Annotated in this window: 14 protein-coding genes and 2 pseudogenes; 7 read left to right on the top strand and 9 right to left on the bottom strand. The window is 69.1% G+C overall.

Annotated elements, in window-relative coordinates; all coding sequences use genetic code 11:
* Positions 1–20: 20 nt before the first annotated feature.
* The 3 genes from galT to CKW46_RS07495 are packed head-to-tail and all read left to right on the top strand — an operon-like array spanning position 21 to position 3,309.
* Positions 21–1,109 (top strand): galactose-1-phosphate uridylyltransferase, encoded by a 1,089-nt coding sequence (gene galT, locus CKW46_RS07485; RefSeq protein WP_499018992.1) that lies wholly within the window; start codon positions 21–23, stop codon positions 1,107–1,109.
* The gene (locus CKW46_RS07490) at positions 1,106–2,206 is read left to right on the top strand and encodes a galactokinase (protein ID WP_482053026.1); all 1,101 of its coding nucleotides are present in this window, start codon (positions 1,106–1,108) and stop codon (positions 2,204–2,206) included. The genes galT and CKW46_RS07490 overlap by 4 nt, the downstream gene beginning before the upstream one ends.
* Positions 2,203–3,309, top strand: a complete 1,107-nt coding sequence (locus tag CKW46_RS07495) for a TIGR03086 family metal-binding protein (RefSeq protein WP_482053027.1) — start codon at positions 2,203–2,205, stop codon at positions 3,307–3,309. The genes CKW46_RS07490 and CKW46_RS07495 overlap by 4 nt, the downstream gene beginning before the upstream one ends.
* Here CKW46_RS07495 and CKW46_RS07500 read toward each other — a convergent pair.
* The 3 genes and pseudogenes from CKW46_RS07500 to CKW46_RS07510 form a co-directional block, all read right to left on the bottom strand.
* Positions 3,306–4,630: pseudogene (locus CKW46_RS07500) on the bottom strand (PE family protein); the annotation flags it as partial. The gene CKW46_RS07495 and the pseudogene CKW46_RS07500 sit on opposite strands and share 4 nt — an antisense overlap.
* Before the next feature lie 206 nt (positions 4,631–4,836).
* Complete coding sequence (locus CKW46_RS07505; protein WP_499019367.1) at positions 4,837–5,400, bottom strand: hypothetical protein; 564 nt, start codon at positions 5,398–5,400, stop codon at positions 4,837–4,839.
* Positions 5,401–5,493: 93 nt separating this feature from the next.
* Complete coding sequence (locus tag CKW46_RS07510; RefSeq protein ID WP_499018994.1) at positions 5,494–7,515, bottom strand: PE family protein; 2,022 nt, start codon at positions 7,513–7,515, stop codon at positions 5,494–5,496.
* 289 nt (positions 7,516–7,804) lie between these two features.
* Here CKW46_RS07510 and CKW46_RS07515 point away from each other — a divergent pair, with 289 nt between their 5' ends.
* The gene (locus tag CKW46_RS07515) at positions 7,805–8,608 is read left to right on the top strand and encodes a sigma 54 modulation/S30EA ribosomal C-terminal domain-containing protein (protein WP_117437908.1); all 804 of its coding nucleotides are present in this window, start codon (positions 7,805–7,807) and stop codon (positions 8,606–8,608) included.
* Between the two features lie 42 nt (positions 8,609–8,650).
* Here the strand turns inward: CKW46_RS07515 and CKW46_RS07520 are convergent, their stop codons facing one another.
* Both CKW46_RS07520 and CKW46_RS07525 read right to left on the bottom strand, forming a co-directional pair.
* Complete coding sequence (locus tag CKW46_RS07520; protein ID WP_252872702.1) at positions 8,651–9,610, bottom strand: FUSC family protein; 960 nt, start codon at positions 9,608–9,610, stop codon at positions 8,651–8,653.
* 31 nt (positions 9,611–9,641) lie between these two features.
* Positions 9,642–10,721, bottom strand: coding sequence for a hypothetical protein (locus CKW46_RS07525; protein ID WP_482053029.1), 1,080 nt, complete (start codon positions 10,719–10,721; stop codon positions 9,642–9,644).
* 237 nt (positions 10,722–10,958) lie between these two features.
* Between CKW46_RS07525 and CKW46_RS07530 the strand changes: the two genes are divergently transcribed.
* A complete protein-coding gene (locus tag CKW46_RS07530; protein WP_015354627.1) occupies positions 10,959–11,729 on the top strand; it encodes a Mut7-C RNAse domain-containing protein in 771 nt (256 codons plus the stop codon).
* Here CKW46_RS07530 and CKW46_RS07535 read toward each other — a convergent pair.
* The 4 genes from CKW46_RS07535 to lpqN all read right to left on the bottom strand — a co-directional run bounded on the left by CKW46_RS07535 (position 11,704) and on the right by lpqN (position 16,076).
* Positions 11,704–13,194: an alpha/beta fold hydrolase gene (locus CKW46_RS07535; protein WP_252872701.1), complete on the bottom strand. Its 1,491-nt coding sequence runs from the start codon at positions 13,192–13,194 to the stop codon at positions 11,704–11,706. The two genes, CKW46_RS07530 and CKW46_RS07535, sit on opposite strands and share 26 nt — an antisense overlap.
* 91 nt (positions 13,195–13,285) lie before the next feature.
* Entirely contained in the window at positions 13,286–13,771 is a 486-nt protein-coding gene (locus tag CKW46_RS07540) for a hypothetical protein (RefSeq protein WP_117437910.1), read from the bottom strand.
* A gap of 113 nt (positions 13,772–13,884) precedes the next feature.
* Positions 13,885–15,180, bottom strand: coding sequence for a haloacid dehalogenase-like hydrolase (locus CKW46_RS07545; protein WP_015354629.1), 1,296 nt, complete (start codon positions 15,178–15,180; stop codon positions 13,885–13,887).
* Between the two features lie 203 nt (positions 15,181–15,383).
* Positions 15,384–16,076: an envelope biogenesis lipoprotein LpqN gene (lpqN, locus tag CKW46_RS07550; protein ID WP_015354630.1), complete on the bottom strand. Its 693-nt coding sequence runs from the start codon at positions 16,074–16,076 to the stop codon at positions 15,384–15,386.
* A gap of 90 nt (positions 16,077–16,166) precedes the next feature.
* Here lpqN and CKW46_RS07555 point away from each other — a divergent pair, with 90 nt between their 5' ends.
* A complete protein-coding gene (locus CKW46_RS07555) occupies positions 16,167–16,316 on the top strand; it encodes a hypothetical protein (protein ID WP_012392871.1) in 150 nt (49 codons plus the stop codon).
* Positions 16,317–16,326: 10 nt separating this feature from the next.
* A pseudogene (locus tag CKW46_RS07560) lies at positions 16,327–18,974 on the top strand (GH92 family glycosyl hydrolase).
* Positions 18,975–18,980 lie beyond the last annotated feature (6 nt).

Consider the following 18,980-nt stretch of genomic DNA (forward strand, 5'->3'; position numbering starts at 1 on the left):
CCCTCGCCTCGGTTCGGTTAGTGTTCGATATCGTGACGGCGCCGACCCGGGCGAAGCTGGCCGATGGCCGTGAGGTGCTCTTTTTCGCGTTGCCCGGGAACGTTCCGGCGCCGGTGGCCGACCGCCGCCCGCTGCCGCCACGGCATCCGCATCAATCGGAGCTGCGGTTCGACCGATCAACGGGGCAGTGGGTGATCGTCGCGGCCCTGCGTCAGGACCGCACCTACAAACCGCCGCCGGATCAGTGTCCGCTGTGTCCGAGCCCGACCGGGCTGACCAGCGAGGTGCCGGCGCGCGACTATGACGTCGTGGTCTTCGAGAACCGATTTCCGAGCCTGTCGGGCAATGGTGGGCCGCCACCGGGTGGCGACGGCTTTGTGTCGGCGCCGGGCGATGGCCGCTGCGAGGTGATCTGCTTCTCCAGCGACCACGGCGGCTCGTTCGCCGATCTGCCGGCTCCGCATGCCCGCCTGGTCATCGAGGCGTGGCGGCATCGCACCGGCGACCTGATCGGTCAGCCGGGTATCGAGCAGGTGTTCTGCTTCGAGAACCGTGGTGAGGAAATCGGCGTGACTCTCACCCATCCGCACGGTCAGATCTACGGCTACCCGTTCCTCACCCCCCGCACCTCGGTCATGCTCGAGCAAGCCGGCCGGCATCGAATGCGGCACGGCTGCAATCTGTTCGAAGATCTGCTGGCACGCGAGGTTGCCGACGGTAGCCGCATCGTCGCCCGCGGTGACCGGTTCACCGCGTTCGTGCCGTTCGCCGCGCGCTGGCCGGTCGAGGTGCACATCTACCCGAATAGGTTCGTGCGCAACCTTGTTGATCTCGATGCCGCTGAGTGCAACGAGTTCACCGAGATCTATCTCGACGTGTTGCGCCGGTTCGACCGGATGTATTCGGGCCCGCTGCCCTACATTTCCGCGCTGCATCAATACCGCGACACCGAAGCCCAGCGCGAGGGCTATTTTCATGTGGAGCTGATGTCTATCCGTCGCAGCGCGACGGCGCTGAAATACCTCGCCGCCTCCGAGTCGGCGATGGGCGCGTTCATCAGTGACGTGACACCGGAAACGGTGGCCGAGCGGCTGCGGGAACTCGGGTGACCATCCGCTACGCCGCACCGGGGCGGATCAATCTGATCGGGGAGCACACCGACTACAACCTGGGCTGGGCGCTGCCGATCGCGCTGCCGCAGCGCGCGGTGGCGACGCTTGTGCCCGACCACGGCGATGCGCTCACCGCCAGCAGCGACCTGATGGACGGCGCGGTGCGGATTCCGCTGGACACCGTGCCCGGTGGGGTGAGCGGCTGGGCCGGATACGTGGCCGGGGTGATCTGGGCGCTACGCTGCGCGGGTCATCCGGTGTCCGGTGGCGCGATATCGATCAGCAGCGACGTCGAGATCGGCTCGGGGCTCTCATCCTCGGCCGCGCTCGAGTGTGCGGTGCTGGGGGCGATCACGTCGGCGGCCGGTGTCGAGATCGACCGGATCGAGCAGGCCCGGCTCGCGCAGCGGGCCGAAAACGAATACGTCGGGGCCCCAACGGGTTTACTCGACCAACTGGCCGCGCTTTTCGGGGCGCCGGCGACCGCGCTGCTGATCGACTTCCGGGATCTGAGCGTGCAGGCGGTCCAGTTTGATCCGGATGCCCACGGGGTTGCCCTACTGCTCATCGATTCCCGGGCCCGGCATCGGCACGCCGGCGGCGAATACGCGGCACGGCGCGCCTCGTGTGAGCGGGCGGCCAAGGCGCTGCACGCGCCGTCCTTGCGCGACGTCGCGGAGCTCTCGTCGCTGACCGCGATCGGCGACCCCATCGATGCTCGTCGCGCCCGCCACGTGCTGACCGAAAACCGGCGCGTGCATGAATTCGTTGCCGCGCTGCGTGATTGCGACTTCACCGCCGCCGGGCGCATCTTCACCGCCTCGCACGCGTCGATGCGCGACGACTTCGAAATCACCACCGAACACATCGACCTGATCGCCGATGCCGCGGTCCGCGCGGGTGCCCTGGGCGCCCGAATGACCGGCGGGGGGGTCGGCGGCTGCGTGATCGCCTTGGTGGTCGAAGCCGGAGTGGAAGCCGTGATCGCAGCGGTGCACCGCGAGGTGCGTGGCGCCGGTTACCCACCGCCGGCGATCTCCCGAGCCCATGCCGCGGCGGGAGCCGGCCCGCTGCGCGGCAACGCGCGAAGTTGAACTCGCCAGAGAGCCTAGACTCGGGCTATGAGCCAGCCCCGCCTGGTCTACCGGCGGAAATCGTCTCAGGAGAGCGCGCCATGCCGTTGGAAAATGCAGTCGTTCTGCCGGTGGATCCAGCCCAGAGCTTCGCGCTGTTCACCCGACCCGAAGGCCTGCGGCGCTGGATGGCCATCACGGCTCGCATCGAGCCTTACGACGCGGGTGTGTACCGCTGGACGGTGACTCCGGGACACACCGCGGTGGGAGCCGTTGTCGAAGCGGACCCGGGTCAGCGGCTGGTCTTGTCCTGGGGCTGGGAAGGCCACGGCGATCCAGCGCCGGGGGAGTCGACGGTGACCGTTACGCTGGCGCCGGCCCCCGACGGCACCGAGATCCGGTTGGTCCACGAGGGGCTGACCGAGCAACAGGCCGCTCCTCACGCCGAGGGCTGGAGCCACTATCTGGGTCGGCTGGTCGCCGCCGCCCTGCAGGGGGACGCCGGCCCCGATGAATGGGCGGCGGTTCCCGATCCGCTTGACGAATTATCCTGTGCGGAAGCGACATCGGCAGTGGTTCAGCACGTGCTGCGTGCGCTCGAGCCCGCCGACCTGGCGCGCCAAACGCCGTGCAGCCAATACGATGTCGTGCAGTTTGCCGACCACCTGATGCGTTCTCTGACGATCATCGGCAGCGCTGCCGGTGCACAGCTGCCACCGCGCGATCTGGATGCGCCCCTGGAAACCCAAGTGGCGGATGCGGGCCAGGCCGTGCTGGAAGCGTGGCGGCGACGGGGCGTGGACGGCACCGTCGAACTGAACGCTAACCAAGTTCCTGCCGCGGTGCCGGTGGGCATTCTCTGTCTGGAATTGCTGGTTCATGCTTGGGATTTCGCGTTCGCAACCGATCGGCGGGTGGTGGTGTCCGACACGGTGACCGAGTATGTGCTCACGGTCGCCGGCAAGGTGATCACCCCGGCAGCACGCAATTCCGCGGGCTTCGCCGCGCCGGTGGCGGTCGGCGCCTTTGCCTCGGTGCTTGATCGGCTGATCGCCTTCACCGGCCGCCGGCCGGTGCACCCAACGGGCTTGACCAGCCCGATACGGGCAGACCCGGGGAGCTAGAAGCTGCCGCCAGCGCCGCCAGGCCCACCTTGGCCGCCGGCTCCGCCGTTGCCGTCAACCACGGGGGGCCCCGACTGACCGGGATCGCCGGATTGGCCGTGGATGGCCAACGGGCCCAGGTGCGCGGTTCCGCCGGTGCCACCGGTTCCGCCCTTGCCGCCCGCGCCGCCGAACGAGAAGCCGATGGGGGCGTTGGAGCCCTTGCCGCCCGTGCCGCCGTTGCCGCCGTCTCCGGCCGTCCCGAGGCCGTCGCCACCCTGGCCCCCGTTCCCGCCGGCCCCACCAGCACTGCCGTCGAACCCGGTCCCGCCGGCGCCGCCGGTCCCGCCGCCACCGTCGGCGCTGGTGCTGCTGGAGCCGCCGCTGCCGCCGTCGCCGCCGGTGCCGCCGGGACCGAAGGCCGAGCCCAAACCCCCGTTCCCGCCGAATCCGCCCGTTCCGGCGCGGCCGGTTGCACCCGCCGCGCCAGTGCTACCCGGGATCAAACCGGTGCCGGGAGCGCCGCCCGCACCACCGGCTCCACCGTCGCCGCCGGTGCCGCCGTTACCACCGGTGCCGCCCGTCCCGGCCAGGCTGCTGAACAGCGTGCCGTCCGCGTCGCTGCCTCCGCTACCGCCGAAGCCGCCGTTTCCACCGGTGCCCCCGGCTCCGCCATTTCCGCCGGCGCCCTGGGCGCCATCCTGGCCCGTTGGCGAGATCGCCTTGCCGCCCGCCCCGCCATTTCCGCCTACGCCCCCGTTGCCGCCGGTGCCGCCGGTACCGCCGGTGCCGCCAGCGCCGCCGCGACCATCCCCGCCATTGTCGAAAGTGCCGTTGGCGCCGGTGCCGCCGGTGTTGCCGAACTGCCCCGCACCTCCAGTGCCACCGGACCCACCCTTGCCGCCGGCGCCGCCGTTGCCCGAGCTACTGCCCCCGCTGCCGCCGGCGCCGCCCTCGGCGCCGTTGCCGCCGATCCCGGGCCCGCCGCCCGCATTGCCGTTGCCGCCGTTGCCGCCGTTGCCGCCGGTTCCGCCGCCCCCGCCGTTGCCGACCATCCCCGCGTCGCCGCCGGTGCCGCCGGTTCCGCCCATGGCCCCGTCGCGACCGGCGCCGCCGTTGCCGCCGTTGCCGCCGGTTCCGCCGCCCCCGCCGTCGCCGACCTGCCCGGCCGCGCCGCCGTTGCTGCCGCCCCGCCGATGCCGCCGGTGGCGCTGCTGGCCTTGCCGGTGCCGCCGGCGCCGCCGTTGCCGCCGTCACCGCCGGTTCCGCCCCCACCCTCCTGCAGCCCGGCGTCGCCTCCGGTACCGCTGGCGCCGCCGTTGCCGCCGCCTCCGCCGCTGCCCTGCGGGCTGGAGCCGCCCGCGCCGCCGTTGCCGCCGTGGCCGCCGGAACCGCCGTCGCCCATCAGCCAAGCCTTACCGCCGGCCCCGCCGGCCCCGCCCGCTCCGCCGTCGCTGGTTCCGATCAGGGCGTTGCCGCCGTTGCCGCCCTGGCCGCCATTGCCACCGTTTGCGACGACGTTGCCGGTGGCACCGTGTGCGCCCACGGTCAGCCCGGCGCCACCATCCCCGCCGGAACCGCCGACCCCCGCGTCGCCACCATCGCCGCCGTTGCCGCCGGCCTGGCCGCCGAGGCCCGAAATGCTGCCGTCCGCGCCGTTGGCGCCACTGCCGCCGTTACCGCCCGCACCGCCGCCTCCGCCGTTACCGCCCGCGCCGCCGCCGCCTTGGTTGCCGGTGGTGCTGCCCGCTCCGCCGTCGCCGCCAGCGCCGCCCTGCCCGCCAGTCCCGCCTGCACCGCCGTTGCCGCCGTCTTGACCGTCCACGCCGGTGCCGACGGTGGCGCCGTCGGCACCGGTAGCGCCGCTGCCGCCGTTGCCCGCGTTGCCGCCGGCCCCGCCGGCCCCACCCGCGCCTTGGGTCCCCGCCTTGCCGGTGAAGGTGGCCCCGCCGGCCCCGCCCGCCCCGCCCTGCCCACCGGTTCCTCCGGTCCCGCCGTTGCCGCCGTCTTGACCGTTGGCACCCGCGGTGGCGCCGGTGCCGCCGGTAGCGCCGTTGCCGCCGTCACCGCCGGTGCCCCCGACCCCACCGGCGCCGCCGTTGCCGCCGTCACCGGCAAAAAAGCCGCCGGAGCCGCCAGCGCCACCGTTGCCGCCGGTGCCACCGGGATCGCCGCCGGTGCCCGACGAGCCGGGGAAGCTGTTGGTCAGGCCCCCCAGGCCGGTCCCGCCGGCCCCGCCCGTCCCGCGGTCGCCGCCGTTGCCGACCAGGCCACCATTGCCACCACGACCGCCATTACCGCCGGTTTGGCCAAAGCCGGTGTCATCAGCGCCGTCGCCACCCTTTCCGCCGTTGCCGCCGCTGTGGGGGTGGCGCCGTCGGAGCCGGTGGCCCCGTGGCTGCCGCCGCCGCTGTCGCCGCCGGCCCCACCGGTCCCGCCGATGCCAGGGGTACCGCCGTCGCCGCCATTGCCGCCGGTGCCGTTGTTGACGCCGCTGACTCCCTTGGCGCCGTTGCCCCCGTTACCCGCGGAGCCGCCCGCCCCGCCGTTGCCCCCGGCCCCACCCGTACCGTGGCCGCCGTCGTGACCCGTGGCCGCCAGCGCCAGACCGGCGGTCCCGCCGTTGCCGCCGGCTCCACCCGTGCCGCCCTTGCCCCCGTTACCGCCGGGCGAGCCGTCGGCGCCTGAGAAAGCCCCGTCAAAACCGTTGGTGCCGCTGCCGCCGGTCGCCCCGGCACCACCGTGTCCGCCCGCGCCACCATCACCGCCGTTACCGGCCTGGATGCCACCGTTTCCGCCGGCTCCGCCGGCCCCACCGTTGCCGCCGTTGCCGCCGGGATTGCTGGAAAATGCGGGTGCCCCCAGGAAGCCATTACCGCCGGCCCCACCGTTGCCGCCGTTGCCGACTCGGCCCCCGTTGCCGCCGGCGCCGCCCGCGCCACCGGACTGGCCCGATCCGATGGCGTCCGCGCCGGCCCCGCCGTTGCCGCCGTTGCCGCCGCTGGTGGGACTGTTGCCGGTGGCGCCGTCTGCGGCGCGCGCTCCGCCGGCACCGGTGCCGCCGGCTCCGCCGGCCCCGCCGATGCCCGGATTGCCCCCGTTGCCGCCGGAACTCCCGTCCCCCCCGCTGACGCCGGTAGCGCCGTCGCCGCCGTCACCGGCAGCCCCACCCGCGCCGCCGGATCCGCCCGTCCCACCGCCGCCGTGCGCACCCGCGAGGCCGAGCCAGCCGCTCTTGCCCCCGCCGCCACCATCCCCGCCGGCCCCGCCGGCCCCACCGTTGCCGCCATCCCCGCCGACCCCACCCAATCCGCCGAGGCCGCCGGCCCCGCCGGCCCCGCCATTACCGATCAACAGCCCGCCGGCGCCGCCGGCTCCGCCATCACCGCCGATGCCGCCGGCCCCGCCATCGGTGCCGGAAACACCCGCGCTGCTGGCCGTGGTTCCCGCGGTGCCGGCCACTCCGTGGCCGCCGGCGCCGCCGGCCCCGCCGATGCCGAAGAGCCGGGCGGCCCCGCCGCTACCGCCCGCCCCGCCCAGCGCACCGGCTCCACCCTGCCCACCGATTCCACCGTTTCCGTAAAGCCATCCGCCGGCGCCGCCCTGCCCGCCGATGCCACCGGTTGCTCCCGCGGCGGCCCAACCGCCTGCCCCGCCGGTTCCGCCGGTCCCGAGCAGCCACGCCGAGCCGCCGGCGCCGCCGGTTCCACCGCTGCCGCCGGAGCCAATGAATCCGGCGGCCCCGCCGTTGCCGCCGGACTGGCCGGGCGCTCCAGATCCGCCGGCGCCGCCATTGCCCCACAAGAGCCCGCCCGCCTGTCCGGTCTGTCCGGTACCGGGTGCGCCATCGGCACCGGGTGCGCCATCGGCGCCGTTGCCGATCAGTGGGCGACCGAACAGCGCCTGCGTCGGCGCGTTGATCAGCCCCAGCAGGTGCTGCTCGACGTTGGCCACTTCGCTGGCCGCATACCGACTCGCCGCCCGCGACAGCGCTTGCACAAACCCGTCATGAAACGTCGCAGCCTGCGCGCCAATGGCTTGATACGCCAGGGCGTGGGTGCCGAACAGCGAGGCGATGGCCGCCGACACCTCGTCAGCGGCCGCGGGCAGCAAGTTGGTGGTCGAGGCGGCTGCCGCGGTGCTCACCGTATCGATCGCCGCACCAATCTTCGCTAGATCCGCGGCGGCCGCCGTCAACATCTGCGGCTCCACGACCGTGAACGACATGTGCCCCTCCGAGAGATCCTGGTAACCCGCTTATCGGCTTAGGTTCAATGCCAGCAAGGCGTATTGCAGTCAGATGCGACGCTGCAGCCGAATGCATCCCGGTCGCGATGTTTCTGCTCGAAGAGTCCCACTCACAGGTAGGCGGCGAAAGGGCAAATTGCACAGTGCTCGGACGTGCGGTGGATGGGCCGATCGTCAAGGCCCGGACTTGCCGGGGGTGACTTTCCGTCCCTGGCGCGAGGACCTTTGGCCCTGCCCCGCATCCAGATTCGCCGCGTAGGAATGAGTCATGCGACACAAAGCAGATTTGCCACCCGTTATCGATGTCGAGGTGAGCGCCCGCGGCGACTTGCCCGGTGCGGCCGAATACGCGCGCACCAAGATCGGCCAACTCGGCCGCTTGGCGCACCGGCCGGTGCTTTCTGCCCGCGTTCGAATCTCCCAGCATCCCGATCCGGCGGTGTCGCGACCGGTGGTCGCGCAGGCCAATTTCAACGTCGACGGGCGGTTGGTCCGCGCCCAGGTTCATGGCGCTACCGCGCAGGAGGCGATCGATCGGCTCGATGCGCGACTGCGGCGCCGGCTGGAGCGGGTGGCCGAGCACTGGGAGGCGCGACGCGGTCAGCAGCCCGACGCCGGTCGCGCCGAATGGCGGCACGAATCCGAGCCCCGGCAACGCGACACCTACTTTCCGCGTCCGCCCGAGGAACGCGAGGTCATCCGCCGCAAGTCGTTCACCATGGCGCCCTTCACGGTCGATGACGCCGCCACCGAAATGGGTTTGCTCGACTACGATTTCCACCTTTTCACCGAGCAGGGCACGGGCATGGCCGGCGTCCTCTACCGCGGCGGTCCGACCGGCTATCGGTTGGCGCTGGTTGCACCCGCTACCGCCGATCAGCTCAGCCCGTTCGAGCTGCCGCTGTCCATCAGCCCGCATCCGGCGCCCACTCTGACCGAGGCGGAGGCGGCCGAGCGACTTGGCGTCCTTGGTCTACCGTTTTTGTTCTTCATCGATGCCGCCCAGGGCCGCGCCGGGGTGCTATACCACCGCTATGACGGGCACTACGGGTTGATTACGCCGGCCGGTTAGCCGCGGAATTGCGGACCGACTCGGCAGCCGCGCCGGCGCGATTCACCCTGGCTGATCGTGCGCCATCAGGTCTGCGTCGGCGCCGAAATGGACGGCCGCGTTGACGACAGCACCTTCGATCCGGCGCAGCGAGTTCACCGCGGCCAGCAGGTGACGCGGATTGGACCCGGGGTCGGCCCGATCGAGGCCATCGGCGTGCTGCCTGACCACCGCCTCGGCCGCATCGAGGGAGTCGGCGGCGGGCGTGATGGCCACGTCCTGGGTCCCGTCGAGGGCAGTGACCAGCGCGTCGATGTTGCGCCGGATCTGGGCCGCCGCGGTCGTGATGGCATCGGAAAGTCCGTGGGGACATCCCGGATCCAGGTATTGCTCGCTTCGGCGGGCCAGAATCCGTGCGTAGCGGTCACAGATGGTGAGCAACCGCACCGAGTGCTGGATGCTTCTTCGGCCGGCGAATCCGGCGACACCAGCGAGCATCGGTTTGGCCGTGACCCGGAACTGCTGCAGGTCTCGGTCGAGTTCACGCGCCCGCTCGGTGGGGCTGTCGGTCACGTCGTCGTCGAACATGGTCGCGATGGAGATCTCGATCAATTCGGACAGCGTCGTCAAGAAGGCCCGGGTATCGCGGCGTACCACCGTGCCAATGGTGTTCGGCAGCAACAGGATTGCGACGGCAACGCCAATGACGGCGCCGATCGCGGTCTCCTCGATCCGCAGCATCAGCACACCGAAGGTGAACTTGCCGAGCAGCCCGTAGAGCAGCGCCAGCATCGTGGTGATCCAGAACGTCATCAGGCTGTAGGTGACCTGCATGAAATAGACGGCGAAGAACAGGCACGCGAAGATCATGACGACCGAGAAGACCTTGTCGCCGGCGACCACCGTGGCGACCAGCACGCCGCAGGGCACGCCGAGCACGGTGCCCAGTAACCGCTGCCAACCCTTGGTGAGGGTTTCGCCCCACGAATTGGTGCCGGCAAAGACCACGAATGCCGCAATCACCGCCCAATACCAGTGCAGCGGCGAAACCAACTCACCGGTGACGATGGCCAGTGACGCCGCGATGCTGACCTGGATGGCTTGTCGTGTGGTGGGCGCCAGCCCGGCTTCGCCGGGCCCACCATCTGCCGCAGTGTCCTCGGGTACCGGCTGCACCACGGCGTTGTTGTCCGGATCGGGCGGGGCGCACGGCGCCCTGGCTCGGGTCGTCGGTCGGGGCCGGGGCGGGCTGACCGTCCAGGAGCCGCTGAGCCCGGCTGGCGGCCTGGTGCAGGCCCTCGGTTCGCGGCCCCCGGATGGCCCACGCGAGTTGGGTAAGCGTGTCAGCCAGCTCGATACGGGTGGCGGCCGGTATCTCCTCGGCGATGGCCATGGCACGGTGGCCCGCGATGGCGACCCATTCGACCGAGAGTTCGGCGTCGAACAGCCACGGTGCGAGTTGCTCTGCGCTGATCCCCGGCCACAGCGTGGCGGGATGGGTCTTGTCCTCGATCTGGCTCTGCACCAGCAAAGCGGTCTCGTTGAGCCGGGCAATCCGGGCCCGCATGCGGCGGCGCCGCCGCTCATCGAGCCGACCCGCTCGCACGGTGTCGGCGGCGGTGTCCACCACGATCGCCATCCGCGCTCGCAGCGAGCGAATCGTGGCGCGCAGCACACTTTCTGGGCGGTCGGGCAGCACATAGGTGCTCATCACAAACGTGCACAGGGTGCCCACCAGCACGGCGCCGATCATCCAGGGCAACTGGGCCACCCCGGCCCGCAGATACAGGCTGAAGAAGTAGGCCATGAATGCGACCATGCCCAGCGCCCGTCCACGCGGCCCGAAGCGGCGGACATAGACCGCGGCGAACACGATCACCACGAACGCCACCTCGGCGGTGATCAGGTGCGGCGCGAGCAGCGCGGCCACGCTGATCGACAGCGCCGCGGGTACCGGCAGCAGCGCCATGGTGATCTGCTGTTGTCGGGAGTCGGGATCGTCGACGGAACGGGCCGCGATCATGGTGATGACGACACCGATCAGAGCGACGGTCAACGGCTGCCCGGTCGCCATCGTCAGCAGGTACAACACCAGCAGCGAACAGCCCAGCGCCGCGGTGGTCCGAGTGGCCATCCGTAGCCGCAGCAGTCCGGGGTCGGAGCCAATTGCCCAGCTCTGTGCCCGCTGCAAACGTGCCGCCATCGACTCCGGTATCCGGGTGTCAACGGCCGGCCGGCCCTGCACGTCATCTCGACGGGACACCCCGAACCATCCTTCTTGTGGTCTAGTCGCTGCTCACGACGTTACGGAAAGCATGCCGCGGATCGGGTGGATGGGCTCGCCGGGCGTCCCGCGCGGTACATATGAATGATGGACGGCTATCTGGACGTCCGGGCCTACGCCGAACTCGGCGACTTCCTGGAGCCCCAGGCACGCGGCGCGACCGTGCGCCGGCCGTTCCGCAGCCATCAGACGGTCAAGGATGTGCTGGAGGCGATGGGCATCCCGCACACCGAGATCGATCTCATCCTGGTGAACGGAGAACCCGCAGAGTTCGGCCACCGGCCGGCGGCCGGCGACCGGATCGCCGTGTACCCGATGTTCGAGGCGCTCGACATCGGGCTGACCAGCAGGCTGCGGCCGGTGCCGCTGCGTCATCCACGGTTTGTGGTCGACGTCAATCTCGGTCGGCTCGCCCGGCTGATGCGACTACTCGGACTCGATGTTTGGTGGTCCAGCGTGGCCGACGACCCGGCGCTGGTCGACATCAGCCTGGCCGAGCAGCGGATCCTGCTCACCCGCGACCGCGGGCTGCTGAAGCGTCGTGCGGTCACCCATGGCCTGTTCGTGCACTCCCAGCAACCCCAGGAACAGCTGCTCGAAGTGATACGGCGATTGGACCTGCGGCAGCGGTTGGCGCCCCTGTCGCGCTGCGTGCGGTGCAACGGCCGCTTGGTCCCGGTTGCCAAGGAAGAGGTCATCGATCGCCTGGAGCCGCTGACTCGCCAGCACTACGACGATTTCAGCCGTTGCTCGGACTGCGGACGGATCTACTGGGCCGGCTCCCATCATGCCCGGCTGGCCGGGCTGGTGCAGGCAATCCTCGGCCAGCTGGCTAGCGGGCCGGCTCGGGCAGACTGAAGGTGGGCATCGTCATTTTCCAGAGACAGGATTTGTCGATGTCGCGGCTCGGATCGTCGACGAATGCCGTCACGATCGACTGGGCGCACGCCGAATTCGGCAGGACACCATGGCCCACCCCGGGAAACCGCACCAGCTGCGAGTTGCCCAGCCCGGGGGTGATCTCCTCGGCCCACTGTGGCGCGGTGCTGGAGTCGAACGTGCCCGACAGGATGAGGGTGGGCACCCCGCTGGACACCGACAGACGATCGGCAGTGTCGGATCTACCCAACCCCCAGGCGGCGCACTCGCGGAAGATCCAACTGCCGGTCGGGGTGATGCGCAGCACCGAATCGGGCAGGCCGGGGATCGCTGTTCGTGCCCGCGACAGCGCCTGCTCCGGCGTGGTCCAGTTGGCCATCTCCTGGCAGTAGGTGCCCAGCGCCAGACCGGCGCCCAGCAGGCCGCGTTGCTCGGGTGGCGGGACAGTCTCGGCAATCCCGGCGGCGGCCAGCCTGCCCTCACCCCTGGCCAGCGCGAATATCATCCGCGGAATGTCGGTCACCTTGGCTGGGTCGGCGCTCCAGCTGAGCACCAGGGGCACCACCTTGAACCCATCGATAGTGACCTGCACCGGGTCGCCGTTGGCATCAGAGGTGCTGACCTTCAAGGGTTTCCGGCTCAGCGTGCTGACCACGTTGACGAACACCGTTGCCAGATCCGGATAGGCTTGCGCGCACCCGGGTTGGTCATTGCACGCTCCAATGATCGCGGCCAGGCCGCTTGCGGGGGCTTGCCACCAGCGGTCGATCAGGTTGAACGACGTCGGGACCACCGAGTCCAACACCATCGACCGGATGCCTTCGCGGTGGGTACGCAGCAGCTGCTGCGCCAGGTCGCTGCCGTATGAGACCCCGTAGATGTTCCACTTCTCGATGCCCAGTTGCTTGCGTAGCGCAGCGATGTCCGCCGCGTTCTCCCGTGAGCTGTAGGACGCCAGATGAAAGCCCTCAGCCACCAGCCTGTTTCGGCATGCGGTGACGGCCGCCGCGTCCAGATCCGCGGTAGCCGGGGCCTCGAAGTCCAAATCGAGGGCCCGCACCGCGAAGTCATCCATTTCCGGACAGCTCAGGTGTGGATCGCTGTGTAGGGTGCCGCGCTGGTTGACGAAGATGACGTCGCGGTCGGCGTTCAAACCGCCGGCGACAACCCGGGGTGCGCTCAGTGTTGCGGCGCCCCCGGGTCCACCCGCGAGGTAGACGATGGGGTCGGCCTTGGGCTTGTCGCTGACCGCTTTTACCCGTGCCACCAGGAGTCGGATGGTGCGACTCTGTGGATCGAGGCGATTTCCCGGGACGGTGAGATAACCGCAGCTGTAGTTGGCTCCCAGCTCCGCCTGGGGCACGCCGGGAAAATTCGGCTCCGGACATGGCGCCGCGTCGTAGTGAGTCTTTTGGCGCCCACCGCCACACGCGACCAGGCTCACCGCTATCACCACACACAATAGCCAGGCCATGGTCCCGCGTAGAACATGGGAAGCGTTATTTCGCAATGTATTTCGCACGGTTTCTGAAGTGTCACCCGGCCGGAGTCAACTTGATCGCGGCAAACTGCAGCCGGTCGACGGCCTCGGTGAACTCCTCGAGCGTGGGGATCCGCCGGTCGCGAAACTTCAAACCCATCATCCGCTGCGCGCGGCGCGGGCCGTAAGACCGGGCACATCGCAGACACAGGTCGGCGACCGCGTCCGGGTCCCGGATGAGGTCGCCGCGCATGGCGGTCGTCTTCCCGTTGTGCACTACCTGGGCGGTGGCGCCACCGCTGAAGTTGTACTTCCATGCGGCGCCGGTCAGGGCGTACAGCACGTTGTCGATGACATGGGCGCTCAACGGAAGTGAGAAGTGCCGTCCCGACTTGCGGCCGGTGAAGTCGAGCACCATCAGCTGGTTGCCCAGTGAGCCGGCGAGCGGTGTGCGCAAGAGAAAACCGAGCACCGGGTTGATGGCACGAAGTAGTGCTGACGGTGGATGCCCCACCTCCACCGGATACGACTGCTCTGTCATGCAAACACCGTAGGACAACACGATGGTGCGCGGTAGTGCCGCCGCGAGTGCAGCTCTGTTCGGCGATCACGCCGGCCCCGCCCAGCAGCGTCGCAGTGGCAGGCACCCACCGATCAGAAGATCGAGTCGACCTGGTCCGCGATGGGGTTGCCGGCGGCGTCGCGGACCGGTCCTTTCGACCCGTCGGAGTTGACGAACGCCTGCCCACACGGATACGGCGGGTGCTGGGGGAGCGGGTCCATGAACATCGGGTTGACGGCCCACTTGCCGCCTTTGGCGTACAGGCCGTCGTAGGCCCGGCACATGAGCTCGGCTTTGTTGCGGTTGATGGCCAGTGACACCGCGGTCGCGTCGCCCACGAAGGTGGCGTCGCTGTTCGAGTCACCCGCAGCAAGCACCTGGCGACGGTCCTGCGGGAGTTGGTCGAAGGCTTGCGGGCCGTCAACGCCGAAGATGACTTGATTGGCCCAACAACGCTTGCCGTCGGCAAACGGCATCACCGAATCCTCGCCGTCGCGAACCCCGCCGCAGCCGAGGAGATGAGCGGTCAGTTTCCCGGATCGGTCGGCAACGCTGCGGACACCCACGACGTGCTGGTCATCGATGCCCACTTCGCCCGCCCACACCTTGATGACCGGTTCGGGAGATGCCGACACCACCCAGGCGTCGATGCCATGGGCCTGCAGAGTCGCGATGAGGTCTTTGATCTGCGGATAGACGCGAATGTAGCCGTCGACATCCTCAGTGCCCACCTTCTGGGTGGCGCCGACATCGGCGGCGAGGTTCTGTTGCTTTGCCGCGGCGGCGAATTGGGCGAGTTCCTCGGCGCTGTAGCCGGCCGACAGCGCGTTGCCCCAGGCGTAGGAACCCTCCAGGCGACGCGCGTCACTGCCGGCAAAAGCGGGCCGTCCCGTCGTCGTTTGGCCCCCAAGAAGCGACAGGATCTCGTCCGCGCACAACGCATTGCTGCTGGTCGGAAGCGGCTCGCCGGCGGGCGCATCCTTGCCGCAAGCCGCACTCAGCGCGTCGGCGGCCGCATCGGTCAGGTAGCGCCCCGTGTTGTGCCAATCCTGGTTGGCGGGCTGCAGCACCAAATCGTGCGTCAGCATGTAGTAATTGGTCGCATAACCGATGTCGTTCTTGACGACGGTGTTGTCCCAGTCGAAGATCGCGACCTTGTGTGCAGCGCCGTCGGCGGTGCCGGTGCACTTGCTGTTGGCATTGATGGCGGATTGCAGAAACTCGCGTACGCCGTCATGCCATTCAAGGGACGCGTCGAGTTCACGACAGCCGGACCCGTGATCGCCGGATGCTGGGCTGGTGGGTCGATCGGTCGAGCAACCGCTGACGCCGCCAAGCAGAGTCGCCACTGCCAACAGCGCAACGATGAGCCGGGTCGGTGGTATCAATGGGCGCCCTTCGTCATGTCAACGAACACCGGCCAGCGGCTTGATCGGAAGCTGAGTCGCTTGTCCGACCTGACGATTGTGACTGATTGCGGGTCGGCCTGCCCCGCAAGGCGACGGCGCCACGCCGGCCTGGCGGACGGGATAGGAAAAACGCACCGCGGAGTGCGTGCAGCTCCGCGGTGCGTTTTGGTTGGCGCGCCCGGCTAGGGGGTGATCTTGGTCTGGTCGTCGATCACGCCGGTGGCATCCATCAACACGTCTTGCTCGCTGTCGAGGGCATCGGCGTCGAGCTGAAGCACGAACAGGCCGTCCTGGCTGGGGATCACCACCGTCTTCTGCGCGACCGCCCGCTGCTTGCCGTTCTTGGTGTAGGAACCGCCGAGCTGCCATGCCTGGAAGCCGCTGAGTGTGGAGGCACTGCCGTTGTTGCTGCCCTCGTACCCGGGCAGGTTTTTCAGCTCGCCCGGGGCGAATTCGAGAATCTTGGCGGCCTCGACGTTGCCGGTGAGTTTGGACAAGATCGCCACGATGGTGGGCGGGTCGCTGGGATCAGCGGGTTGGGTGTAGGCGATGCCACCGTAGGGTGCGCCCGAGCCTTCGGGCAGCAGTTGCCAGCCGTCGGGTACCGGCAGATCGATGTTCGGGGATCCGGGGTCGCCGTGGTGCACGGGGGTTTCCTGGATGTCGTTGTCCCGGATGTAGTCAGCGATCGTGTAGTTGGCTTGGGCGCCCGGTGTTGGGCTGGTCGCCGACGTCGTGGTGGACGTCGACGTGGACGTGGACGTGGACGTGGACGTCGATGTGGAGGTCTTGTTGTCACTCGTCGTGCCAGACCCGCAGGCAACCAGCGTCAGGCTTAGCGCCGCAGTTGCCAGCACCGCGGTGAGGTCCTTCATGTCTTGCATCTCCTGAATTTTGGGGCCCCGGTATCTGCTCCGGCGACATCCGGACCGACATTAGCCCAACCGGTGCGCAGCGTTGCGGCAATGCCCCAACTACCGGTGCTAACGGTGTCGAGCCGGCGGATGCCGGCGGTTGCCCTGGAACCGATCGCCGAAAATGTGATGGCGCGCATTGTCCTGTCATCGGCCTGGATTAATGCCGAAATCCCCACGGGAAGGCTCGGCGTGCAGTAATGAGACACGTATGCGGTCACCGAGGTTGCTGCGGGGCCTTGCTGCGCTCCTCGCGGTGCTGGGCCTGTTGCTGCCGTTGATTGCGGCCGCGCCGCCGCGTGCCTACGACGGGGAACCGTCGTTGGTGGCTAACCCCGTCGACTACTTCGACACGCTGGTCGGCACCGGGACCGGGGGCGAGATCGTCGGGGAGATCAACAATTTCCCCGGCGCAGCGGTGCCGTTCGGCATGGTGCAGTACTCGCCGGACACCACCGACAACTATGCCGGCTACGACTACCAGAATCCCCGTTCCACCGGGTTCAGCATGACGCACGCCTCGGTGGGCTGCGCTGCCTTCGGCGACATTTCGGTGTTGCCCACCACCACCGCGATCAGTGTGCAACCTTGGCGCGGGGCCGAGCGGATTGCCCACGATGACAGCGAAGTGGGGGTCCCCGGCTATTACTCGGTGCACTTTCCGGCCACCGGGGTGACCGCGGAGCTCACTGCCACCACCCGCACCGGCTTCGGCCGGTTCAGCTACCCTCTTGATGGCCGGCCGGCCGGCCGGCCTTGCTGCGGGTGCAGTCCGGGGCGTCGCTGGCGGGCAACTCGCGCTCGACAATCCAGCTCGGGGCGGACAACACCACGATCACCGGTTGGGCGACCAGCGGCGGATTCTGCGGCAAGAACAACACCTACACCGTGTACTTCGCGATGAAGTTCAACCAGCCGTTCATCTCCTACGGCGCGTGGGACGGCTACGCCGTCTACGCCGGGGTCCGCGGCGCGCATTCCCGGCGCAGCGGGGCTTATGTGGAGTTTCCGTCCGGCGCCGCACTCGAGGTGCAAACCGTGATCTCCTACGTGGGCATCGACGGCGCACGAGCGAACCTCGCGGCCGAGGGGGCGGCGAGTTTCGACGATGTTCGCACCGCCGCCGCGAGGGAGTGGAACGCGGCGCTGCTGCGCATCGCGGTGGCCGGCCGTGACCCCGACGAACTGGTGACCTTCTACAGCTGCCTCTACCGTTCACTGTTGCACCCCAACACCTTCAACGATGCCGACGGTCGATACCTCGGGTTTGACGGTGCCATTCACACGGTGCCCCAGGGCCATACCCAATATGCCAATTTCTCCGACTGGGACACCTATCGCAGCCTGGCCGCTCTGCAAGGGCTGCTCTTCCCCAGCCAGGCCAGCGACATGGCCCAGTCACTGGTCAACGACGCAGAGCAGAGCGGTGCGTTTCCGCGCTGGCCCCTTGCGAATTCGTCGACGGGCATGATGACCGGGGACAATGCGGTGCCGCTGATCGTAAATCTCTATACCTTCGGCGCCAAGGACTTCGACGTTCACACCGCGCTGCGTTACATGGTGAACGCGGCGACGCGGGGCGGCGTCGGCCTCAACGGTTATGTCGAGCGGCCGGGAATCACCACCTACCAAGAGTTGGGTTTCGGGCCGCAGGTGAGCGAATTCGCTACCGGCGGGCGCATCGCGGGCGCATCGATCACCCTGGAATGGGCCATCGACGACTTCACCATCTCCCGATTCGCGCAGGCGTTGGGCGACGACAAGACCGCCGCCGAATTCCAGCACCGGTCGCAGTACTGGCAGAACCTGTTCAACCCCAGCACCGGTTTCATCTCGCCACGGGATCGGATGGGATTCTTCCCCGACGGCCCGGGATTCACCGAGATCCCGGAGGGGTTTGGTCAGGACGGATTCGACGAGGGCAACGCCGAGCAATATCTGTGGATGGTGCCGCAAAACATCGCCGGCCTGGTGACAGCGCTGGGCGGCCGTGCGGCGGCGGAAAACCGGCTGGATCGCTTCACCAAGAAGCTCAACGTGGGCCCAAACCAGCCCTACCTGTGGGCCGGCAATGAGCCGGGTTTCGGGGTGCCGTGGATCTACAACTACCTGGGAGCGCCGTGGAAGACGCAGCGGACGGTCAACCGAGTGCGCGGCCTGTTCGCGGCCACGCCCGACGGCGCGCCCGGCAACGACGATCTGGGCGCGCTGTCCAGCTGGTATGTCTGGGCGGCCCTCGGTCTGTATCCGATCACGGCGGGGACTCCGATCCTGACGGTGAATACCCCATTGTTTGACCGGGCCGTAATCAGCCTCCCCGCAGACAAATTCATCCGGCTTTCCGCGCCCGGCGCGTCCGCGCCCAGCCACATGAGGTACATCAGTGGGCTGCGCATCAACGGTGCGGCCACTGACCAGACCTATCTTCCGGAGTCGATCATCACGACAGGCGGCGACGTCGCCTTCGAGCTTGCCGCCGTTCCCAACAAGCAGTGGGGTAGCGGACCGTCATCGGCGCCACCGTCGTTCGGCGCGGGCGGCTCGGCGGTGACGGTCAATGTCCCGCAACCCATCATCAGGATTGCGCCCGGAACGACACGAACCGTCAGGGTCGACCTACAACGGATGATCACCGGCATAGACGAGTTCACCATCACCGGAGAGTCCTCGACCGGCGGGATCACGGTGGTACCCACCTCGGGACGATTCGCCGAGAATGGATCGGCCACGACCCGGGTCGGAATTACGGTGGACAAGTCGGTCGACAACGAGTACTACCTGACGTATCTGACCACCACCGCCGGTGCAACCAGCCGGACATCGACCGTGCTGGTTGTGGTCCTCGGCTATGACGAGTGACCCGCG

Origin of the sequence: Mycobacterium liflandii (genome assembly GCF_022354805.1) — a bacterium.
Classification (GTDB): Bacteria; Actinomycetota; Actinomycetes; order Mycobacteriales; family Mycobacteriaceae; genus Mycobacterium; species Mycobacterium marinum.

Bases quoted from the DNA above. Each gene is read 5' to 3' on its own strand.
- CKW46_RS07530 (WP_015354627.1), top strand. From the start codon at position 10,959: ATGGACGGCTATCTGGACGTCCGGGCCTACGCCGAACTCGGCGACTTC.
- lpqN (WP_015354630.1), bottom strand. From the start codon at position 16,076: ATGAAGGACCTCACCGCGGTGCTGGCAACTGCGGCGCTAAGCCTGACG.
- CKW46_RS07510 (WP_499018994.1), bottom strand. From the start codon at position 7,515: ATGTCGTTCACGGTCGTGGAGCCGCAGATGTTGACGGCGGCCGCCGCG.
- CKW46_RS07515 (WP_117437908.1), top strand. From the start codon at position 7,805: ATGCGACACAAAGCAGATTTGCCACCCGTTATCGATGTCGAGGTGAGC.
- CKW46_RS07540 (WP_117437910.1), bottom strand. From the start codon at position 13,771: ATGACAGAGCAGTCGTATCCGGTGGAGGTGGGGCATCCACCGTCAGCA.
- CKW46_RS07525 (WP_482053029.1), bottom strand. From the start codon at position 10,721: ATGGCCACTCGGACCACCGCGGCGCTGGGCTGTTCGCTGCTGGTGTTG.
- CKW46_RS07555 (WP_012392871.1), top strand. From the start codon at position 16,167: ATGCCCCAACTACCGGTGCTAACGGTGTCGAGCCGGCGGATGCCGGCG.